General features: G+C 64.9%; 18 protein-coding genes and 1 pseudogene. 10 read left to right on the top strand and 9 right to left on the bottom strand.

Features of this window, described 5'->3' with window-relative positions; all coding sequences use genetic code 11:
* Window positions 1-272 precede the first annotated feature (272 nt).
* The 6 genes from FJ957_RS28965 to FJ957_RS28945 all read right to left on the bottom strand — a co-directional run bounded on the left by FJ957_RS28965 (window position 273) and on the right by FJ957_RS28945 (window position 5,920).
* Window positions 273-1,433 (bottom strand): YncE family protein, encoded by a 1,161-nt coding sequence (locus FJ957_RS28965; RefSeq protein ID WP_140836224.1) that lies wholly within the window; start codon window positions 1,431-1,433, stop codon window positions 273-275.
* Between the two features lie 67 nt (window positions 1,434-1,500).
* Window positions 1,501-2,781 carry a GNAT family N-acetyltransferase gene (locus FJ957_RS28960; protein WP_140836223.1) on the bottom strand — a complete coding sequence of 427 codons (1,281 nt, stop codon included), beginning with the start codon at window positions 2,779-2,781 and terminating at the stop codon, window positions 1,501-1,503.
* Window positions 2,781-4,184 carry a lipopolysaccharide biosynthesis protein gene (locus FJ957_RS28955; protein ID WP_140836222.1) on the bottom strand — a complete coding sequence of 468 codons (1,404 nt, stop codon included), beginning with the start codon at window positions 4,182-4,184 and terminating at the stop codon, window positions 2,781-2,783. Before FJ957_RS28955 ends, FJ957_RS28960 begins: the two co-directional genes overlap by 1 nt.
* A 486-nt stretch (window positions 4,185-4,670) precedes the next feature.
* Entirely contained in the window at window positions 4,671-5,123 is a 453-nt protein-coding gene (locus tag FJ957_RS28950) for a hypothetical protein (protein WP_246685993.1), read from the bottom strand.
* A 265-nt stretch (window positions 5,124-5,388) separates the two neighbouring features.
* The gene (locus tag FJ957_RS32000) at window positions 5,389-5,538 is read right to left on the bottom strand and encodes a hypothetical protein (RefSeq protein ID WP_181177557.1); all 150 of its coding nucleotides are present in this window, start codon (window positions 5,536-5,538) and stop codon (window positions 5,389-5,391) included.
* 109 nt (window positions 5,539-5,647) lie between these two features.
* Window positions 5,648-5,920 (bottom strand): DUF4242 domain-containing protein, encoded by a 273-nt coding sequence (locus FJ957_RS28945; RefSeq protein WP_140658868.1) that lies wholly within the window; start codon window positions 5,918-5,920, stop codon window positions 5,648-5,650.
* A 237-nt stretch (window positions 5,921-6,157) separates the two neighbouring features.
* On the opposite strand from FJ957_RS28945, the gene FJ957_RS28940 reads away from it, so the two are divergent.
* On the top strand, window positions 6,158-8,743 hold the full coding sequence (locus FJ957_RS28940; protein WP_140836220.1) for an AAA family ATPase: 2,586 nt from the start codon (window positions 6,158-6,160) through the stop codon (window positions 8,741-8,743).
* Window positions 8,744-8,772: 29 nt separating this feature from the next.
* Window positions 8,773-9,870, top strand: coding sequence for a malate/lactate/ureidoglycolate dehydrogenase (locus tag FJ957_RS28935; RefSeq protein WP_140836219.1), 1,098 nt, complete (start codon window positions 8,773-8,775; stop codon window positions 9,868-9,870).
* 216 nt (window positions 9,871-10,086) lie between these two features.
* Here the strand turns inward: FJ957_RS28935 and secA are convergent, their stop codons facing one another.
* Window positions 10,087-12,819 (bottom strand): preprotein translocase subunit SecA, encoded by a 2,733-nt coding sequence (gene secA / locus FJ957_RS28930; protein WP_140836218.1) that lies wholly within the window; start codon window positions 12,817-12,819, stop codon window positions 10,087-10,089.
* 260 nt (window positions 12,820-13,079) lie between these two features.
* Between secA and FJ957_RS28925 the strand changes: the two genes are divergently transcribed.
* Window positions 13,080-13,994: a peptidylprolyl isomerase gene (locus tag FJ957_RS28925; protein WP_140673867.1), complete on the top strand. Its 915-nt coding sequence runs from the start codon at window positions 13,080-13,082 to the stop codon at window positions 13,992-13,994.
* A gap of 60 nt (window positions 13,995-14,054) precedes the next feature.
* On the opposite strand, the gene FJ957_RS28920 is transcribed toward FJ957_RS28925, so the two are convergent.
* On the bottom strand, window positions 14,055-14,648 hold the full coding sequence (locus tag FJ957_RS28920; RefSeq protein ID WP_140836217.1) for a TetR/AcrR family transcriptional regulator: 594 nt from the start codon (window positions 14,646-14,648) through the stop codon (window positions 14,055-14,057).
* A gap of 188 nt (window positions 14,649-14,836) precedes the next feature.
* On the opposite strand from FJ957_RS28920, the gene argJ reads away from it, so the two are divergent.
* From argJ to FJ957_RS28895, 5 genes are all read left to right on the top strand, one after another.
* Entirely contained in the window at window positions 14,837-16,078 is a 1,242-nt protein-coding gene (gene argJ / locus FJ957_RS28915) for a bifunctional glutamate N-acetyltransferase/amino-acid acetyltransferase ArgJ (protein WP_140836216.1), read from the top strand.
* Entirely contained in the window at window positions 16,078-16,857 is a 780-nt protein-coding gene (locus FJ957_RS28910) for a GNAT family N-acetyltransferase (protein WP_181180756.1), read from the top strand. The genes argJ and FJ957_RS28910 overlap by 1 nt, the downstream gene beginning before the upstream one ends.
* On the top strand, window positions 16,854-17,276 hold the full coding sequence (locus FJ957_RS28905; protein ID WP_140836215.1) for a (deoxy)nucleoside triphosphate pyrophosphohydrolase: 423 nt from the start codon (window positions 16,854-16,856) through the stop codon (window positions 17,274-17,276). Before FJ957_RS28910 ends, FJ957_RS28905 begins: the two co-directional genes overlap by 4 nt.
* A 168-nt stretch (window positions 17,277-17,444) precedes the next feature.
* On the top strand, window positions 17,445-17,765 hold the full coding sequence (locus tag FJ957_RS28900; RefSeq protein ID WP_140836214.1) for a hypothetical protein: 321 nt from the start codon (window positions 17,445-17,447) through the stop codon (window positions 17,763-17,765).
* Window positions 17,766-17,876: 111 nt separating this feature from the next.
* Window positions 17,877-18,056 carry a Flp family type IVb pilin gene (locus FJ957_RS28895; RefSeq protein ID WP_140543577.1) on the top strand — a complete coding sequence of 60 codons (180 nt, stop codon included), beginning with the start codon at window positions 17,877-17,879 and terminating at the stop codon, window positions 18,054-18,056.
* Between the two features lie 12 nt (window positions 18,057-18,068).
* Here FJ957_RS28895 and FJ957_RS28890 read toward each other — a convergent pair whose 3' ends face one another.
* A complete protein-coding gene (locus tag FJ957_RS28890; protein ID WP_140836213.1) occupies window positions 18,069-18,941 on the bottom strand; it encodes a methyltransferase domain-containing protein in 873 nt (290 codons plus the stop codon).
* Between the two features lie 63 nt (window positions 18,942-19,004).
* Here FJ957_RS28890 and FJ957_RS28885 point away from each other — a divergent pair.
* Together FJ957_RS28885 and grxC are read left to right on the top strand one after the other, a co-directional pair.
* Window positions 19,005-19,431: pseudogene (locus FJ957_RS28885) on the top strand (double zinc ribbon domain-containing protein).
* 71 nt (window positions 19,432-19,502) lie between these two features.
* A complete protein-coding gene (grxC, locus tag FJ957_RS28880) occupies window positions 19,503-19,766 on the top strand; it encodes a glutaredoxin 3 (RefSeq protein WP_140645242.1) in 264 nt (87 codons plus the stop codon).

Below are 19,766 nucleotides of genomic sequence, written 5' to 3'. Positions count from 1 at the left end.
AAGTGCGCAGCATGACGGTTGGATGACAAGCTGATGGGGCTCGGAATATTTTGGCCAAAGATTTGCGCGCCCAATCCGATCACCAGCACGCCACGTTCCTTCTGCCGGGTCTCCGGCCTATCAGGTAGCACATCGCGGTCCTGGGACTTTCTGGAGGCGGCCTCGGAGCCGCAAGAGCTGCGTTGCGGGCGTGGGGCGCAGGCCGACGATGGCCAGCCTGCGCCTTGGGCATCGGCGCAGCCCGGCCTGAACTGCTGTGTTGGAGCCGGCTGCTACCGCATATTCCCAGTGTGCCCCTGCGAGTAGCGGCCCGGCTGTGGCCAAACCGTCAGCCCATGCGGCTCGACGCCGACGCGGATTTTCGTCACGGCGCCGCTCGTGGTGTCGATCATGTAGACTTCGCTGTCGAAGCGGCCGGAGAGCCAGAGCTGCCTGCCGTCGACGCTGACATTGCCCATGTCGGGGCTGCCGCCGCCCGGGATCGGCCATTGCGCGACCACGGCGCGGGTGGCGAAGTCGATCACCGTCACGCTGCCTGGACCCTCGGCCTTGCCCTGTTCCATCTTGTGCGAGCCGCGGTTCGAGACATAGAGGCGCTTGCCGTCGCGGCTGACGACGAAGCCATGCGCGCCGATGCCGGTGGGGATGAAGCCGATCTCCTTGAAGGAGTCGCCGTCGATCAGGAACACGCCGTCAGTCATCATGTCGGCGACGTAGAAAACCTTGCCGTCGGGCGAGAGGCGGATGTCCTGCGGCATGCCCATCTTGGAGAGGTCGAGGTGGCCGAGCACCTTCTGGTTCTTCAGGTCGATCTTGGCCAGGCCGCCATCGCCGTATTCGCAAGTGAAGATCGCATAGGACCCATCGATCGCGAAATCGGCATGGTTGATGCCGGAGCAGGTCGGCGTCGGCAGGCTCGATTTCAGCGCCATGGTGTGCGGATCGCGGAAATCGAGCCGCTTCATCGCCTCGTCGACGACGATTGCCGCGCTGCCGTCGGGCATGAAGTAGAGATTATAGGGGTCGTCGACCGGGATCTGCTGGCCGGGCTTGGCCGTCATCGGGTCGATCGGCGTCAGGCTGCCGTTCCTGCCGGTGCCGTTGTTGGCGACCCACAGCGTCTTGAGGTCCCAGGACGGCACGACATGTTGCGGCTTGCTGCCGACCGGGAACCGGCCGACCTCCTTCAAGGTGACGGTGTCGATCACCGAGACGCTGTTGGAGGAGCGGTTCGGCACATAGACGCGCGGCAGCGCGCCCGCCGTGGCAGGACTGAGATGGCTGGCCGTGGTCTGGCTGTAGATGTTGACCGCGGGAGGCAGCGGATCGGAGCAATCTTCCGGGCAGGTATCGGCCCAGGCCCGGGCAGGCATGAGCGCAATCAGCAGCACGGCCGCACGGAAACTGGTGTGACGCAAACGACTTCTGATCATCTGGATGGTTTCGTGTAGGCCGGCCCGAGTTCGCCGCGCGGACCATAGCTTGTGTCCCGCCGTTGATCTAACGCCTTTTCAAAAGACTCCGCATCCGGTTGCGCAGGATGCGCGCCATGTTGCGGGTCTCACGGTAGAGATGCAGTTGCGAGGCCGCCTGACGGGCCAGCCGGTCGGCATCCGGCGTCAGCCCGACCACCAGCGTGCCCATCGGCTTGCGCTCGCTCCACAGCCGGCTCATCACCGGATGGTCCGGAACTGCGCAGGAATCGGTCATGACGATGTTGGGATCGTCGAGATGCTGCTTGGTCACCTCGATCATCAGCAGCGTGCCCGGCGAATAGGCGGAGAGCGCCTCGTCATAGGCCGTCTTCCAGGTGTAGGCGACGCCCGCCTCGACGAAGACGACGAGGCAGGCGACGGTGCGGCCGTCAAGCGTCAGCAGATGGATGCGGCACATGTCCTGCTCGGCCAGCCTGTGCACGCCTTCGCGGGCGAAGGCGGCGCGGTAACGGTCGATCGCCATCGCGGTGCGCTCGCGGCCTTTCCAGCCGGCCGCTTCCAGCGTCAGGAAGTTTTCGATGGCGTGGCGGATCTCGTCCGGCCCGCGCGCCACGATGTGCTCGAGCTTGCCTTGATCGGCGAGACGCCGCTTCAGCCGGCGGAATTCGCGACTGTGATGCGCGCGCAGCGAGGCCTTGAGATAGTCCTCGCCATCGGCGTCGCTTTCAAGCACCGGACGCTCGACCTTGCCGGTGGTCACCAGGGTCAGGCCGCGGCTGTCGGCAAAGGAGGTCATGAGGCTCGCTACCGGGCCGTCGAGCCTCATGTCTGGCAGCACGAAGACCTTGGGCAGCTTGAGATGCGGCCTCGACAGCATCGAGAAGAAATCCTCGATGACGCCGACGGGATCGTCGCGGTCGACCAAAGGCGTGCCGAGCGGACCGAACGGGCTCGACCATGTGCGCATCACCGGGACGCCGAGCGGGATCGCCGGCCGCTCGACCGAGAACGGCGCCAGAAGCCGCAGCCGGTTGCGGTATTCGTCGCCGTCGCGGATGACGGCTAGCCGCACCACGCGGTCCTCCAGCCGGGGCATCGCCGGCGCCAGGAAGCGCGGGTTGAAGAAGACGTTCGGCTCGATCGTGCGGGCGCTGAGATAGTCGAGTTCCTCGACAAGGTCGAAGCCGGCCGAGGCCGGGTAGATGGCGAGCTTGCGCTCCGGCCGGTTGCTGGCGAAGAGCTCGATATGGGCGGGGTCGGCCTCGCGCGCCAGGCCGGCAAGGTTGGAGACCATGGCGCCGGCGGTGCCGCCGCTGGTCTCTTCGAGCAACGGGACGGCGGCCATCAGGCGACTTCCTTGTTTGCGGGCACGAAGATCGCCATCACGATGCCGAGCTTGCGCCAGACGGTGAAGGAGAGCGCGCTGGCCTCGAAGACCATGGCGAGGCTGGTGGCGATTGCCGCGCCCCAGAGGCCGAACAGCGGGATCAACAGCACGTTGAGGCCGATGTTCAGGGCAAGCGTCATGGCATAGACGGCGGCGCAGATGTTCTGGTTGCCGCTCATGGTGAGCAGGCTTTCGCAGGGGCCGACGGCGGCGCGCGCCACGACGCCCAGCACCAGCAGGAAGAGCAGCGGGTAGCCGGCGGTGAATTCGGGACCGAACAGCATCAGCATCGGCTCGCCCAGCGCCAGCACCATGAGCGCCATCAGCAACGAGGGCCAGAAGGTCCAGGACACGGTCTCGCGAGCGAAGGCGGCGAGCTTGTCCGGTTCGCCATGGGTGAACTGCGCGTAGCGCTGGGCAACGCCGGCCTTGACCGCGAAATAGACGAAATGCACCAGCGCCAGCGTCTTCACCGTGGCGAAATAGACGGCGACATCGTTGGGGTTCATATAGGCGCCGACCATCAGCACGTCGGCATTGGTGAGCAGGAAGAAGAAGCTCTCGACCAGGAAGATCGGCAGCGAAACGAGGATCCACTGGCCGAAATGCACCGCCATCGGCCCGGCCGGTATCTTTTTCTCCATGCGCGAGGTGACGGCCATCAGCTGGCCGAGCGTCGTGACATAGGTGGCGGCGATCGAGGCGAAGATCGCGGTCTTGGCGTCGGGCGCGTAGTGCAGGCCAAGCATCAGCGCCATGAACGCCAGGATCAGCACCGGCCGCGCCAGATAGGTGGGCGACAGCGCCAGCAGCGCCCAGGAATTGGCGCGCGCCAGCCCCTGCAGGAGATCGCCGAGCGCGATCATCGGCAGGCAGATGACGCCGAGGATGAAGGGGATGACGTAGTAGTTCTCGATCCAGTCCGAGGCGAGCCACACGCCAAGGGCGCCGAGGCCCGCGATCAGCGTCGAGGCGACGAGCACGAACAGGCGGCTGGCGAGCACGATGCCGCGCAGTTCGGCCAGCATGCCGCGCTCGCGATATTCGGGAATGAAACGAATGACCGAGGTGTGGAAGCCGAGGCAGGCAAGGTTGCCGACGATGACCATCGTCACCCAGACCAGCACCGAGATGCCGTATTCGAACGAGCCCATCCAGCGCGCCATCAGCACCTGGCTGACAAAGGCGATGAAGGCGCTGATGATACGGATGGAGAAGGCGATCAGCGACATGCGCCCGGCTTCGCCGCGTTCGTCGGCGGTGAACAGCACCGCGTCGATGCGGCCAAGCAACGGCCGCATGCGCAGCGCCAAGCGCTGCGGCAGGAACCGCCCGGCAGTCGTTGCCGCGGAAAAGCGCACCCCGAATACTCTCCGTTTTCCGCCTCTTTCCAGCGTTCCGGTCTATCCGAAACACCTTAAGAAAGGGTGGGTGGGAGTGCTTCCTTCTACCCGTTCACGGGGACAAGGTGCCGGCAGGCGGATGAGGGGCAGCGCGGACTTTCGGAGATTTGCGCTGAAGTACGCAAGCCGTAGAAAGCTAAAAAGCTGCGCGGGCATGACAGCAAATAAGTAGACATCTCGTACGGGAATTCGCGCTGAATTTTCCCGTGGCGGGACAAGATTTTTGGGAATATCTGGGAGGTCATTCTCGAATTAAGGGTGACGGAATGACCTTTCTCCAGATTGCTTACGCCATGATTGCGGTCTCGTACTTTGTTGCCGTTTTGGCATTAATTTCAGGTGACTAGCTGCGAAACGCGGCCAATCGCAATTGCCGGCGCCGCCCCTCATCCGACCCTTCGGGCCACCTTCTCCCCGTGAAACGGGGAGAAGGAAAGGGTGCCTTCACATCCCCTTCATCGCGTCACATGAGACGTTCGGGTTCATGTCGGCGAAGGCGCCGGTCGGGTTCTGCTTCCAGGCCCAGACATGCAGCTCGTAGAACGGGCCGAGGCCGTAGCGGTTGGGGGCGCTGTTGAAGTTGAACAGCTGGCCTTCGAGCGAGGCCGGGCCCTTCGCGGTGATGTATTCCACGGCGATCAGCTTCAGCGTGCCGTCGGCCATCGGCTCGTACATCACCGCCTCCGGCTTGGCGACGTCGACGGCGTCGTCCTTGAGGTAGGTCCCATTGACGTAGTGGATGCCCATGGCGCCGCCGGTGATGCCGCTGGCGCAAGGGATCGGCGCATAGCCTTCTGCAGTCGCCACCGCGACGTCCTCGAAGCGGCTGTTGGCCGCGCGCACCTTTTCGGCAAGCGGATTGACGGTTTCGGCCGTGGCCGCGCCCGCCATCAGCATGATGATCGAGGCAGAAGCGCCGATAACGCATTTGGTTAAGGTCTGAATGTTCATTTGTCTCTTGTCTTTCCAATTGAGGCGCGCAAGCGGCGGCAGTCCGGCCGGGAAAGGCCAACTCCGAACGCCGGCGGCGCCTGTCGGTAAAAAGGATGGTCGCTGATCCCGATCAGAACGGTTCACCGAACGAACCGCTCCAAGTCTTTGGCCTGCGCAATTCCGGCCGGAAAACCGCCGCGCAGTCTTCCTGAAATTGCCCGGTGCGGGATCAGCGGTGATGCCACCAATATTCCCAGTACTCGCGCGGGTTTTCCCGCTCATGCAGGCCGATGTCGCGCTTCAGGTAATCGTCCTGCGGCGGCAGAAGACGGCGCCGGTTTCGCAGGGGCGAAAGCAACGCCGACACAGCCCGTCGCATGAAGTCGCGCCGTGGCGGGACAATATCCGCCGCGGCGGATACAGCCTCGTCCTCTGGCACGGCGTCAGGTCCGCCGGCGACGGGTATGGTCTGTCCGACATCTGCCCGATCAGCGATAAAAGTAGGGGTCGAGGACCCGGACCTCCGTGATCTTGTCGACCGGAAGCGCGTTCTTCTGCGCGGTGCTGCGGATCGCCTCCGGCGAGGGCGCGTCATAGATGCAGAAGCTCTTCGACTTGTCCGGCGAGACGAAGGATTGCACCCAGGTTACGCCTTTCTCGGCGTTGCGGGCGATGACGCCGCCCATCGCGGTCGCGCCGGCGTCGTTCATCGGCACGTGAAGCCCATCGGGGAAGGTACGTTCAATCAGGTAACGAGGCACGATCGGGTTCCTTTCATTGGTGAATTGCGCTCGGTTCAAGCGCGACCCAGCAGAAATCACCTTCGCGGAAGGCGCGCATCGGCACCTTTCCCCATATTCGACGGAACGATTCCCTATCTTTGGAGCGTTGTATGTGGAAATAGGCACTGGAATGTGTGGAAGGTCACATTTCCACACCTTCGTACCGACTATCCAGCGGCATCCGCCGCGCCAACAATCCCATTCGCGAGAGTGACGATGCTTCTGGAAAGGCAGACGCAACTGACGCAACTGGAGGCCGCGCTGGCCGGCGCCGTGCGAGGCCACGGCCGCGTCGTGGCGCTGTCCGGCGAAGCCGGCGCCGGCAAGACGACGCTGGTCGAGGCGTTCACGGAGCGGATGACGGCAGGCGTGAAGCTGTTGCGCGGTGCCTGCGAGGACCTCTCGATTCCCGACCCGCTCGGGGCGCTCTACGATCTTGCGCGCGAGGCGGGATGGGAGTTGCCGCGGGCGATCGATGCCCGTCAGGGGCAAAGGCTGCCGTTCTTTTCCGACGCGCTCGACGTTTTCGAGACGAAGGGTCCAAGCGTCCTGGTCATCGAGGATCTGCACTGGGCGGATGACGCGACGCTGGATTTCGTGCGCTTCCTGGGCCGGCGTATCGCGAACACCCACATCCTGCTTCTGATCACGGCGCGCACCGACCGCAGCGAGGGGCAGATGCGGGTGCGCCGGGCGCTCGGCGAAATCCCGGCCGGCAACATCCATCGTATCGAGGTCCCTTTGCTCAGCGAGACGGCCGTCCTGTCGCTCGCCGAGGCCGCCGGCCGCGACGGCGGCGCCATCTACCGCGCCACGGCAGGCAATGCCTTCTTCGTGACGGAGTTGCTGGCCGGCGAGAAAGACGGCCTGCTGCCGGTCAGCGTGCGCGATGCAGTGCTCGCGCGCGCCGAGCGGCTCTCCTCCGGCGCCCGCTCGATGCTCGACGCGGTCTCGGTGTTCCCGCGCCGCGCCGACGCCTGGGCGCTCAGCGGCCTTTGCGGAATCGCCGCCGCCGGCCAGCTTGCCGAATGCGTCGCCAACGGTCTGCTCGAGGATTTCGGCGACGGTTATGCCTTCCGGCACGAGATCGCCCGCACGGCGATCGAGATGGCGCTGACGCCCAGCAGACGACGGGAGTACAATGAGCGCGCCCTCGCAGCGTTGCGGGAAAATCCGCAAGTCGCCACCGCAAGGCTCGTGCATCATGCCGTGGAAGCGCAAAGCCTGGACGTGGTGCGCGAGCTCGCGCCGGTCGCCGCGCACGAGGCTTCCCGCGTCGGCGCGCATCGCGATGCGGCGGGTTACTACGAGGTCGCCCTGCGCTACGCGGATATCCTGCCGATCGAGAAGCGGGCGGAGCTTTATGAAGGCCATGCCTTTGAGTGCCACCTGATCGGCCGCGTCGACGCGGCGATGGAAGCGCAGGGCCGGGCGCGCCAGCTGCGCCAGGCGCTGGGCGATCGGCTCAAGGAAGGCGACAGCCTCAGGTGCTTGTCGCGCTTTGCCTATCTGCTCGGCGATCGCGAGGCAGCGGACCGTTTCGGCGAGCAGGCGGTGGAGCTTCTGGAAACCGCGCCCGACAGCGCCGAGCTGGCGATGGCCTACTCGAACCTCTCGCAACTGGCGATGCTGGCCGAGCGGCTCGAGGACACGCTTTCGCTCGGCGGCAAGGCGGCCGAACTGGCGGAGCGGCTCAACCGGGCGGACATTCTCTGTCATGCGCTGAACAATGTCGGCGCCGCCGGACAATGGCTGGATTTTCCCAAAGGGCGGCGCGATCTCGCCCGCAGCCTTGGAATCGCGCTGTCGGGCAACTTCCAGGAGCATGCGGCGCGCGCCTTCACGAACTGCGCCTGCGTCGAGATGAACAGCCTCAACTTCAAGGAGGCGGCGTCGTTCCTGGATCGCGGCATCGGCTATTGCGTCGAGAACGATCTCGCGACATGGCGCGATTACATGCGCGGCGTGCAGGCGCAGCTTTTGCTTCGTCGCGGCCTTTGGGACGACGCCGCGACAACGGCGCATGAGGTTGTCGACGACGACGCGACCACACCGCTGGTGCGCTATCCGTCGCTGGTGGCTCTGGCGAGGCTGCGCATCCGCCGCGGCGACCCGTCGGCCGAGCCGATCGTCGAAGAGATGAGGCGGTTCCTGGACAAGGGCATGGAGCTGCAGCGCCTGGTGGCGTTTGCCGAGGTGCTGGCTGAGTTGGCCTGGCTTGGAAAAGCCGACAGGCAGGAAGCCTTGCGCCTGATCGCGCTTGCCGAAAGCCTCGCGCCGACGCCGGCCGTGTTCGGCGAACTTGCCATCTGGCGGGAGCTGTTGTCGCCCGGATCCGAACCCGGCGACACGGACGGCATGGCGGAGCCGCACCGCCTGCAACTGACCGGCGACTGGCGCGCCGCCGCAGCGCTATGGGCCGAAATGGAGGCGCCTTTCGAACAGGCAATGGCCTTGCTGCGCGGCGACGAAGCGGCGCAGCGCGAAGCGCTTGCCATTTTTGAGGACCTTGGCGCGAGGGCGGTCGCGCAGCACGTCCGCGGCCTTATGCGGGAAAGCGGCGTCAGCCACATCGCGAGAGGACCGCGACAGGCGACGCGCGCCAACCAGGCCGGCCTCACGCAGCGCCAGATGGAGGTGCTGCAGCTGATCGAACGCGGCTTTTCCAACAAGAAGATCGCCGCGCATCTGACCATCTCGCCAAAGACGGTCGATCATCACGTGTCGGCGGTGCTGGACAAGCTGGAGGCCGTCTCGCGCGGCGAGGCGACGGCGGCCGCGCGCGATTCGGGATTGATCTAAACTTGATTGTACCGCACAAACCAATGGTGATGGAGGAGCCAACTTACGTCATTCCTGCCGCGCGGCTGAAAGAGTTCGTCGCGACTATTTTCGCGACCGCCGGCTGCGCGCGGGACGAAGCGGATCGGATCGGACACTACCTTCTGTCGGCCAATCTAGCGGGCCATGACAGCCACGGCGTGATACGCACTCCGCGTTATCTCTATTGGCTGCGGCAGGGTTATGTCCGACCGGGGCAGACGCTGACGGTGGTCTCGGAGGGTCCCTCCTTCGCCACAGTGGACGGCAATTGGGGCTTCGGCCAAACAATCGGTCCGTTGGCCGTCGACACGGGCGTGGAGAAAGCCAGGGCCGCGGGCGTTTCGATGATCGGCCTGCGAAACTCCAGCCATCTCGGCCGGATCGGCGACTGGGCAGAACGGGCCGCCGATGCCGGTCTGGTTTCGTTGCATTTCGTCAATGTGGGCGGCGGCGAGCTGGTTGCGCCGTTCGGTGGGATCGATCGACGGTTTTCCACGAATCCCATCTGCATAGGCGTTCCGTCGGACGGCAAGGAACCTATGTTCCTGCTTGATTTCGCGACGTCGCTTGTTGCCGAAGGCAAGGTCCTGGTCGCATCGAACGGCGGCAAGCCAGTGCCGGAGGGAGCGCTGGTCGGGCTCGACGGAAAGTTGACCTCGGACCCGTCGGCACTTTACGGACCGATCGTGCCGGGCGGCGTTCGGGACTTAGCGCACGGCGAGGGCGCTCTCGTCGCTTTCGGTCTGCACAAGGGCTCCGGCCTTGCCTTCATGTGCGAAATCCTGGCGGGCGTCCTGGCTGGAGGCGCGACGTCCGGTCCTATCCCTGGCGGCAAGCGCGGCCGCATAAGCAACGGCATGCTGTCGATCTACCTCGACCCGGCCCGCTTTGGAGAGCCGGATTTCCTGCAGAGAGCGCGCGCTTACGCCAACTATGTGAAGGCCTCGCGACCGACCACGCCCGGTACTCCGGTCCTGGTTCCAGGCGAGCCGGAAGCCCGGTCCCGCGAGGAGCGCCTGCGCTCCGGCGTTCCGCTGCAGAAGCAGACATGGGATGCGATCTGTGCAGCCGCGTTGTCGCTCGGGGTCCAGCCTCCGACGTTGTAGGACGCGATCTTTGATAGAATTGTTTGCCGCGTCGTGTCGATATTCGACACCATGACTACAGGTTTTATGGATGAATTGAAGTTAAGGTCGTGCAGTTGGAAGTAGTCAGGCACGCCGGGCGTGGCTTTGAACCTGTTCAGCCCCTTGCGAAAGTTGTCTGGGGCTGGGATCATATCCGTTGAAAAGTCCCGGCGAAAGCCGGGACTGAAGACCTGCTCAGGCGAACGTGCCGTGGCAGTGCTTGTACTTCTTGCCGGAGCCGCAGGGGCAGAGCTCGTTGCGGCCGACCTTGCCCCAGCTCGCGGGGTTCTTCGGGTCGCGGCTTTCCGGCGCGACGACGGCGTTGGTGTCCTGACGCATAAGAAGCGCGGTCTCGCCGCCCTGGAAATCATCCTCGCCGGTGGAGCCGTCGATATGGCTGCCGAACATCTCGGGAGCTTCGGGCGGCGGCGCGTCCGCCGCCTGGCGCACCAACTCGACGCGCATCAGCTGCGCGGTGACGGCCTGGCGCAGGTTGCCGAGCATGCCCTGGAACAGCTCGAAGGCCTCGCCCTTGTATTCCTGCAGCGGATCGCGCTGGGCGTAACCGCGGAAGCCGACGACCGAACGCAGATGGTCGAGGTTGACGATATGCTCGCGCCACAGATGGTCGAGCGTCTGCAGCACCACCGAACGTTCGACATAGTTCATCACGTCGGGGCCAAAGCGATCGGCGCGCTCCTTGGCGGCGGCGGAGGCCGCGGCCGCGATGCGCTCGCGGATGTCGTCCTCGGCGATGCCCTCTTCCTTGACCCATTCCTCGATCGGCAGGTCGAGGTTGAGATACTGCGCCACTTCCTCCTTGAGGCCGGCGACGTTCCACTGCTCGGCATAGGCGTTTTCGGGGATGTTCTTGGCGACGATCTCCTCGATGACGCCTTCGCGCATCTCGGCGATCGTTTCCGACAGGCCTTCGCCGTCCATCAGCTCGATACGTTGCTCGAACACCACCTTGCGCTGGTCGTTCGAGACGTCGTCATATTTCAACAGGTTCTTGCGGATGTCGAAGTTGCGCGCCTCGACCTTCTTCTGCGCCTTCTCCAGCGCCTTGTTGATCCAGGGATGGATGATCGCCTCGTCTTCCTTGAGGCCGAGCTTCTGCAGCATGCCATCCATACGCTCGGAGCCGAAGATGCGCATCAGGTCGTCCTGCAGCGACAGGAAGAATTTTGACCGGCCGGGATCGCCCTGGCGGCCGGAGCGGCCGCGCAACTGGTTGTCGATGCGGCGCGATTCGTGGCGTTCGGTGGCCAGAACATAGAGGCCGCCGGCGGCCAGCGCCTTTTCCTTCAGACGCTCGACGTCGGCGTAGATCTCCTTTTCCCGGGCCTCGCGCTCGGGGCCTTCGGGCATGTCGCCCAGCTCCTCGGCGATGCGCATCTCGGCGTTTCCGCCGAGCTTGATGTCAGTGCCACGGCCGGCCATGTTGGTGGCGATGGTGATGGCGCCGGGCTTGCCGGCCTGGGCAACGATAGCCGCCTCGCGCTCGTGGTGACGCGCGTTCAGGACTTCGAAGTCCTTGAAGCCATCTTTGCGCAGGCGGTCGGCCAGCTGCTCGGATTTCTCAATCGAGGTGGTGCCGACCAGCGTCGGCTGGCCTTTGGCGCTGGCCTCGCGGATCTCCTTGACGATCGCCTTGTACTTCTCTTCGACCGTCCGGTAGACCTCGTCGTCCTCATCCTTGCGGATGACCGGCAGGTTGGTCGGAATCTCGGTGACCTCAAGGCCGTAGATGTTGCCGAATTCCTCGGCCTCGGTCAGCGCCGTGCCGGTCATGCCGGCAAGCTTCTTGTAGAGTCGGAAATAGTTCTGGAAGGTGACGGAGGCCAGCGTCTGGTTCTCCGGCTGGATCTGCACATGCTCCTTGGCCTCGAGCGCCTGGTGCAGGCCTTCGGAGTAGCGGCGGCCCGGCATCATGCGGCCGGTGAACTCGTCGATGATGACGATCTCGCCGTTGCGCACGATGTAGTCGCGATCCTTCTGGAACAGAAGATGCGCCTTCAGCGCGTTGTTGACGTGATGGACGATGGCGACGTTCTCGACATCGTAGAGCGACTCGCCTTTCAACAGGCCGGCGTCGCGCAGCATGTTTTCAAGCTTCTCGGTGCCGTCCTCGGTGAAGATCGTCGTCTTCTGCTTCTCGTCGACCTCGTAGTCGGCCGGGCCGAGCTTCAGCATGAAGGCGTCGATGGTGTTGTACATTTCCGAGCGGTCCTCGAGCGGACCGGAAATGATCAGCGGCGTGCGCGCTTCGTCGACCAGGATGGAATCGACCTCGTCGACGATGGCGTAGGCATGGCCGCGCTGCACCATCTGCGAGCGCTCATACTTCATGTTGTCGCGCAGATAGTCGAAACCGAGTTCGTTGTTGGTGGCATAGGTAACGTCTGAGGCGTAAGCCTCGCGGCGCTCGTCGTCGGAAAGGCCGTGGACGATGATGCCGACGGTCAGGCCGAGGAACTTATAGACGCGGCCCATCCATTCGGCGTCGCGGGTGGCGAGATAGTCGTTGACGGTGACGACATGGACGCCCTGGCCGGCAAGCGCATTGAGATAGACCGGCAAAGTGGCGACCAGCGTCTTGCCCTCGCCGGTGCGCATCTCGGCGATGCCGCCATTGTGCAGCACCATGCCGCCGATCAATTGTACGTCAAAGGGACGCATGCCAAGCACGCGGCGGGCCGCCTCGCGCACCGTGGCGAAGGCTGGAACCAGCAGATCGTCGAGCGCAGCGCCGTTGGCGAGATCCTGGCGGAACTTTTCCGTGCGCCCCGCAAGCTCGGCATCGGAAAGCGCCCGCATCTCGTTTTCCATCGCGTTGATGGCTTCGACCCTTGGCCGGGTCGACTTGACGCGGCGGTCGTTGGAAGAACCGAAAACCTTACGGGCGAGACCGCCGAGACTGACCATCCAATGGTCCTTTCGATAGCAATTTAGCCGTTTGCGACAGGCGCCTGGCGGGCCCATCAAATCCGCGTGAATACGGACAAACGCAAAAAGCGCCCGGAAAACGGTTCTGGACGCCAAGTCGATGGACAGATAAGAGGGGGCTCAATCGATGTCAACGCCGCGTTAGCCCTATGGGCAGCGCCAAATTCCGCCACAATCCGACTGATCTGGACCTTCCGCTCACGCGATCCTTATTGGCAATCCCCATTGGAGTTATCTTGATGTCCCTGTCGTTCCGCCGCGCCTCGCTCGCCAGCCTCGGTCTGGCCTTCGGGCTCTCGGCTCTTAGCCTGTCGCCTCTGATGGCGCAGGAGACCAAGCCCGCCCAGGACGCCACGGCGCCGGCGGCCGCTCCGGTCGATCCCAATGCCGTGGTCGCCACCGTCAATGGCGAGAAGCTGACCGAGGCCGACCTTCAGCTCGCCGAAGGCGAACTGTCGCAACAGTTCGCGCAGATGCCGCCCGAACAGCGCCGCGCGGCTGCCCTCTCGGCCGCGATCGAAATCCGCGTCATGGCCAAGAAGGCGGTCGACAGCGGCCTCGACAAGGACGCCGACTTCCAGCGTCGCATGGCGTTCCTGCAGGCTCGCGCCCTGCATGGCGAGGTGGTCGAGAAGGAAGTGGTCGACAAGGTGACGGACGCCGAAGTGCGCGCCCGCTACGACCAGGAGATCGCCAACACGCCGCCGGTCAACGAAATCCACGCCCGTCACATCCTCGTGAAGACGAAGGAAGAGGCCGAGGCGATCATCAAGCAGCTCGACGGCGGCGCCGACTTCCAGAAGCTTGCCAACGAACACACCAGCGATCCGAGCGGCAAGACCAGTGGCGGCGACCTCGGCTGGTTCGGCCCGGGGCAGATGGTGCCGGAGTTCGACAAGGCGGCCTTCGCGCTCGACGTCGGCAAATATTCGAAGGAACCGGTGCAGTCGCAGTTCGGCTGGCACGTCATCAAGGTCGAGGACAAGCGCGCCAAGCAGCCGCCGGCCTTCGACGACGTCAAGGACCAGGCCAAGCAGGCGGTGATCCGCGACAAGTATTTCGCCATGGTCAAGGAGTTGCGCGCGGCCGCCAAGGTCGAGATCCCGGACGAGAAGCTCAAGAAGGACATCGACACGCTGGAAGCCGGCAAGTAATCCGCTTGCGGCTGGATAATTCTAAAAGGGCGCCTTCGGGCGCCCTTTCGCTTTCGGGGGTCAAGCGTTCATTATACCCCGCGTGATGTAGCGCACGGCGGCGCGGATCAGCGCGGCGTCCTCGTCGAGCCGTCCGGCCAGAAGATGCCGCCAGGCGAAGGAAGCGATCAGGTCGGCGACGATCCCGGCATCGACATCAGCCGCCACCTCGCCCCGCGCCTTGGCGCGCTCGATCATCCGACCGGTATGGCTGCGGCGCCCTTTCGAATATTCTGCAAGGGCGGCCGCGGCTGTCTCGTCCGACTGTGCCTCCGCGATCAGCGAGCGGAAGATGTTGCCCGACGGGGTGTCGCGCCAATGCGCGAACAGATTTTCGAGGAAGCCGGCCAGATCATCCTCGATGTTCCCGGTGTCGGGCGTCTCGACGCGCTTCTGCCGCTGGTAGACCTCGATCAGCAGCGCCGCCTTGCTCGGCCACCAGCGATAGATGGTCGGCTTTCCCGCCCGCGCCCGCCGGGCGACGGCCTCGATCGAGAAGCCGGCATAGCCCGCCTCGCGCAACACCGCCTCGGCGGCCTTGACGATGGCATCGGCGCTCTCGGGATTGCGTTTCGCGCCGATCGACTTGCGCCCGCGAGCGGCGGCTTCGTCCATCGAGGTCTTCCTTAGCCGGTGAATCTGGCGCCGATCATATTGGCTTCGGCGACGAAACGAAACGACGCGTTTCCAACTGCCAGGCCGCCGGCCAGGCCAGGAAGGCGCGGCCAGAACGCCCCTTGCGCCGACGCGCGCTATCGGGCAAACCGGCCTTCCTTTCGCGTTCTTGCCGCTCCGGGGTTCCGATGTCCGCTACGATTTCGCCGCTCGCACCGAAGAAGTATCCGAAGATGCCGGTCATCGAGGGCGTGGCCATCGCGACCGCCGAAGCCGGCATCAAATACAAGAACAGAACCGACCTCTTGGCCATGGTCTTCGATCCGGGCACGGCTGTCGCCGGCGTGTTCACCAGGTCGAAATGCCCGTCGGCGCCGGTCGACTTCTGCCGTCAGAACCTGCCTGCCGGCAAGGCACGCGTCCTGGTGGTCAATTCCGGCAACGCCAACGCCTTCACCGGCAAGAAGGGCAAGGCTTCGACCGCGCTGACCGGCGAGGCGGCGGCGAAGGCCGCCGGATGCTCGCAGAGCGAGGTTTTCCTGGCCTCGACCGGCGTCATCGGCGAGCCGCTCGACACCACCAAATTCAGCCACCTGCTCGCCGGCCTGGTCAAGGACGGCAAGCCGGATCTGTGGACCGAGGCGGCCAAGGCGATCATGACCACGGATACCTATCCGAAGGTGGCCACGGCGACGGTCAAGCTCGGCGACGCCGACGTCACCATCAACGGCATCGCCAAGGGCGCCGGCATGATCGCGCCCGACATGGCGACGATGCTTTCCTTCATCGCCACCGACGCGCCGATCGCCGCCCCCGTACTGCAGGACCTGCTTTCGCGCGGCACGGCCAAGACCTTCAATGCGGTGACCGTCGACAGCGACACCTCGACCAGCGACACGCTGCTCATCTTCGCCACCGGCAAGGCCGCGGCCCGCGGCGCGCCGGCGATCAGCGATGCCAAGGATGCGCGGCTTGGCGCCTTCCGCCGGGCGCTCGGCAAGGTGCTGAAGTCGCTGGCGCTGCAGGTGGTGCGCGACGGCGAGGGCGCGCGCAAGCAGGTCGAGGTCACGGTCACCGGCGCGAAGTCCGCCCGCTCGGCCAAGCGCATCGCGCTTTCGATCGCCAATTCGCCGCTGGTCAAGACGGCCGTCGCCGGCGAGGACGCCAATTGGGGCCGCGTCGTCATGGCGGTCGGCAAGGCCGGCGAACCGGCCGACCGCGACCGGCTGTCGATCTGGTTCGGCGACAATCGGCTCGCGCATGAGGGCGAACGCGATCTGGCCTATTCGGAGGAAGCGACCTCGGCCTATATGAAGCGCGACGATATCCGCATTCGCGCCGACCTCGGCATCGGCCGTGGCAAGGCGACGGTGTGGACCTGCGATCTCACCAAGGAATATGTCGCCATCAATGGCGATTACCGCAGCTGATGGCGCCGGTGTCCGGGCATCCGGCAAGCGTGCTGGCGGTCGTGCGCCGCTACGAGGCGGCGGGCTTTCGCGCCTGGCCGGCGGCCGCCGTCCATTATGACGGGACCTGGGTGGTACGCCTCACGGCAGGACACCCCGCCAAGCGCCTGAACTCGGTCAATCCGCTCGATCCGGGCGACACGCACGCCATCGAAGAGCGCATCGGCCGCGCCGCGCGGCGCTTCGACGCCTATGGCCGGCCGCTGACCTTCCGCATGTCGCCGCTATCGGGACTAGTTCTGTCCACGCATCTCGACAAGGCCGGCTGGAACAGGTTCGACGAATCCCTGGTCATGCGGCTGCCGCTGAAGGAGGTCGAGCTCGGCGCGGCCATGGACCAGATTCCGCTCAAGGACATCAGCCGCTTCATCGGCGCGTCGCTGAGGACGAGCGGCTCGGACGCCTCGCTGCGGCCCGGCCTGTCCGAGGTCATCGGCGCCATCCAGCCGGAAGCGGGGCTGTTCGCGCTCGAGGAGGGCAACGAGCCGCTGGCGACGCTGATCTGCGTGCATGACGGCGATCTGGCGGGTCTGTTCGAGGTCGCCACCGAAAAATCGGCGCGCAAGAAGGGCCATGGCCGCAATCTCATCCTGTCGGCGCTGAAATGGGCCCGGCTGCGCGGCGCGCGCGAAGCCTGGCTGCAGGTCGAAGCCAGCAACGGGCCGGCGCTCTCGCTCTACCGGTCGCTCGGCTTCGAGGAAGTCTATCGCTACCATTATCGACGGCCGCCGGGCGCATGAGCGAGAGCAAGCCAACCGGAAAGCGTCTGCTGCTGGTCGCCGCCTGCGCGTTGGTCGACACCGACCGGCGCGTGCTCCTGGCTCAGCGTCCAGAAGGAAAGCAGCTTGCCGGCCTGTGGGAGTTTCCAGGCGGCAAGGTCGAGCCCGGCGAGACGCCGGAGGAATGCCTGGTGCGTGAATTGCATGAGGAGCTCGGGATCGAGACGGAGATTCCATGCCTGGCGCCGCTCACCTTCGCCAGCCATTCCTATGACGATTTCCATCTCCTGATGCCGCTTTATGTCTGCCGCCGCTTCCGCGGGATCGCGCAGCCCAGAGAAGGGCAGGGACTCAAATGGGTCAGGCCCCGGCAGATGCGCGACTATCCGATGCCGCCGGCCGACGCGCCGCTGATCCAGTTCCTCATCGACCTTCTGTAGTTTCGCGGTTCGCCCTTGCGACAGCTCATCGTTTCCCGGAGACGGTGAATGTTTCCGCACGTTTCCCGGGAGCTGCTTTAGCCAGCGTTAATGGAAGATTTATCTCGATGTGAAAAATTGCACGAGGCCGTTTGCGCGGCGATATCATCGATGACTGGGAAACACGGCATGAGCCTCGAAAGAGACTGGGACTCGATCCGGCCGGACCGCGGCTTCCGCGCGGTGGACGCCGGCATGGGCATCCTGCGGATCACGCTTCTCTTCGGCTCGGCCGCGGTGGCGTTGGCGCTGATCGCAACGCCTTTCCTGGACAGCCAGACCCGGCCGCAGAGCGCTCGGGACGGCTTCCCCGGCGGACTCGACATGACGGCGACCGGATCGATCGGTCATCGCCCCAATACATATACGCTGCGCCGCAGCGTGCTGCAGCCTTCGCCCAGTTCAATCTGCGTCATCCGCAATGACGGCAGCCGCAGCGGCGAGTGCTGACTTGGTTAATGATTTCGCGGCACGGCGGCGTTTCACTCGCTGTTAAGCTTTTGCCGTTAACCTTTCTTAACGGGTAAGACATTAGAGTTTCTGCATGAGGGATCGATGATCATGAAAAACCTGCTGCAGCAATTCATTGAAGATGAAACGGGCGCCACGGCCGTCGAATATGGCCTGATCGTCGTGGTGTTGTCGCTCGCCATCATCGCCGGGGTCAAACAGGCGGCCGATGGGCTCGTATGGCTGTTCACCGACAACAACAGCAAGCTGGCCAACGCCTTCGCTCACTGACGACGGGCGCGCTCAAGTCTTAGGCGGGTTCTCCAGGACAGCCTTTAGCGAGACCTTGGCCGATCCGGGTCTGAGCGGCTTTTGCTGCGAAGCATCTGGCGCCCAGCCGGACATCCAAACAATCGAAAAACTTGCGCGGATACGACCGTCCGGATCCGAGAATCGCTCGGCATAGATTTCGGCCGCGCGGGCAAACAGGCGTCTGCTGGCCGGCCGGCGGCTGCGATCGATGAGCACGCTGGTTTCGCCCATGGCGCGGAGATCGGCCGCGAGATCGAACAGCGTATCGTAGCGCACCGCAACCGTTTCGACATCGGCGACCGGCAATGCCAGGCCGGCGCGCTGCAGCAGCGCGCCCGCGTCGCGCACGTCGGTGAAGGGAAGGATGCGCGGGCTCGCGCCGCCGTAAAGCTCCGTCTCGGACGCAAGCATGCTTTCGCGTAGTTCCGCCAATGTGCCCGCGCCGGCGAGAGCGCCGAGGAACAGCCCGTCCGGTCTCAGCGCCCGGCGGATTTGCGCGAGCACGCCAGGAATGTCGTTCACGGCGTGCAGCGAGAGCAGGGAGACGGCGAGATCGAGGCTGCCTTCCTCGAACGGCACGGTCTCCGGCGGAGCCACCAGGCCGGGGCCGCCGGCCAGAAGCGCTTCGTCCATCTCGACGCGTACGACCTCGCCGACCTTGCCGCTGTCGGCGAGCACGTCCGCCGCCGACGACGTCTGACAGAACAGCGCGGCCGCCTTGCCGAAGCGGCGTTCGACGGCACCCAGCCGGTCGGCAAGGTCTTCCGCGGCGCGCCGCATCAGGAAATCGGCGCCTTCGACAGGGCGGGCGAGAGCCCTGCGCTTGCGCGCGAGCCAGAGCTCGGTGTCGATCAAGGGCTGCAACGAAAAGCTTCCTGTTGTCCGCGCGTGCCGGAGTGGTGTTAAGGTGCGCCGGGTTCCAATCACGTGGCCGATCCGGTGCACAAGATCAAGACCATAGCGGTCCAGGATATGACCCGGCAGGCACTGGCCTGGCCGGCACGCCTGTTGTTTCCGCCGGTTTGCGCCGGCTGCCGTCGCCATGTGTCGCAGCCTGGCGTGCTGTGCGGCGCCTGCTGGCCGAAGCTGAGGCTGCTGGAGAAGCCCTGGTGCCCGGTGATGGGCACGCGAGCGCGAGGAGAATGTGCGCGCCGCCTTTCGCGTTCTGCCGGAAGCCGAAATCGAGATAGCCGGGCGCCGGGTGCTCGTGGTCGACGATGTCTACACGACCGGCGCAACGGTGCGGGCGGTCGCCAAGGCGCTGAAGAGGGGCGGCGCCGGAGCCGTCGACATCCTCACTTTCGCCCGCGTCCTGCCTGGGGACTTTCGGCCCGATGAGTCCGCGACTATATAGGTCTGAGTTTGTTGTTTATCGCATGTCGCTTTCGTACCTCCCTGGACGGCATGCATGAGGACTGCCGGCCAATGGCTGATGTGACGATCTACACCCGCATGATGTGCGGCTACTGCAACGCCGCCAAGCGGCTGCTCGACCGCAAGGGGGTAGCCTATACCGAGCACGACGCCTCGTTCTCGCCGGAGCTGCGCCAGGAGATGATTTCCAAGGCGCATGGGCGAGCCACCTTTCCGCAGATTTTCATCGGCGACACGCATGTCGGCGGTTGCGACGACCTCCACGATCTGGAGTCGCGGGGCCGGCTGGACGCGATGCTCGCCAACGGGAGATGA

The organism is Mesorhizobium sp. B2-4-6 (assembly GCF_006442775.1).
GTDB lineage: Bacteria > Pseudomonadota > Alphaproteobacteria > Rhizobiales > Rhizobiaceae > Mesorhizobium.
Note: the sequence above shows the minus strand (reverse complement) of the source record. Positions and strands in the feature narration are given on the sequence as shown.

What these genes read in the sequence shown, in the direction of transcription:
- FJ957_RS28965 (WP_140836224.1), bottom strand. Translation starts at nt 1,433, where the DNA reads ATGATCAGAAGTCGTTTGCGTCACACCAGTTTCCGTGCGGCCGTGCTG.
- FJ957_RS28960 (WP_140836223.1), bottom strand. Translation starts at nt 2,781, where the DNA reads ATGGCCGCCGTCCCGTTGCTCGAAGAGACCAGCGGCGGCACCGCCGGC.
- FJ957_RS28950 (WP_246685993.1), bottom strand. Translation starts at nt 5,123, where the DNA reads ATGCTGATGGCGGGCGCGGCCACGGCCGAAACCGTCAATCCGCTTGCC.
- FJ957_RS32000 (WP_181177557.1), bottom strand. Translation starts at nt 5,538, where the DNA reads ATGCGACGGGCTGTGTCGGCGTTGCTTTCGCCCCTGCGAAACCGGCGC.
- FJ957_RS28940 (WP_140836220.1), top strand. Translation starts at nt 6,158, where the DNA reads ATGCTTCTGGAAAGGCAGACGCAACTGACGCAACTGGAGGCCGCGCTG.
- FJ957_RS28935 (WP_140836219.1), top strand. Translation starts at nt 8,773, where the DNA reads ATGGAGGAGCCAACTTACGTCATTCCTGCCGCGCGGCTGAAAGAGTTC.
- secA (WP_140836218.1), bottom strand. Translation starts at nt 12,819, where the DNA reads ATGGTCAGTCTCGGCGGTCTCGCCCGTAAGGTTTTCGGTTCTTCCAAC.
- FJ957_RS28925 (WP_140673867.1), top strand. Translation starts at nt 13,080, where the DNA reads ATGTCCCTGTCGTTCCGCCGCGCCTCGCTCGCCAGCCTCGGTCTGGCC.
- FJ957_RS28920 (WP_140836217.1), bottom strand. Translation starts at nt 14,648, where the DNA reads ATGGACGAAGCCGCCGCTCGCGGGCGCAAGTCGATCGGCGCGAAACGC.
- argJ (WP_140836216.1), top strand. Translation starts at nt 14,837, where the DNA reads ATGTCCGCTACGATTTCGCCGCTCGCACCGAAGAAGTATCCGAAGATG.
- FJ957_RS28910 (WP_181180756.1), top strand. Translation starts at nt 16,078, where the DNA reads ATGGCGCCGGTGTCCGGGCATCCGGCAAGCGTGCTGGCGGTCGTGCGC.
- FJ957_RS28905 (WP_140836215.1), top strand. Translation starts at nt 16,854, where the DNA reads ATGAGCGAGAGCAAGCCAACCGGAAAGCGTCTGCTGCTGGTCGCCGCC.
- FJ957_RS28900 (WP_140836214.1), top strand. Translation starts at nt 17,445, where the DNA reads ATGAGCCTCGAAAGAGACTGGGACTCGATCCGGCCGGACCGCGGCTTC.
- FJ957_RS28895 (WP_140543577.1), top strand. Translation starts at nt 17,877, where the DNA reads ATGAAAAACCTGCTGCAGCAATTCATTGAAGATGAAACGGGCGCCACG.
- grxC (WP_140645242.1), top strand. Translation starts at nt 19,503, where the DNA reads ATGGCTGATGTGACGATCTACACCCGCATGATGTGCGGCTACTGCAAC.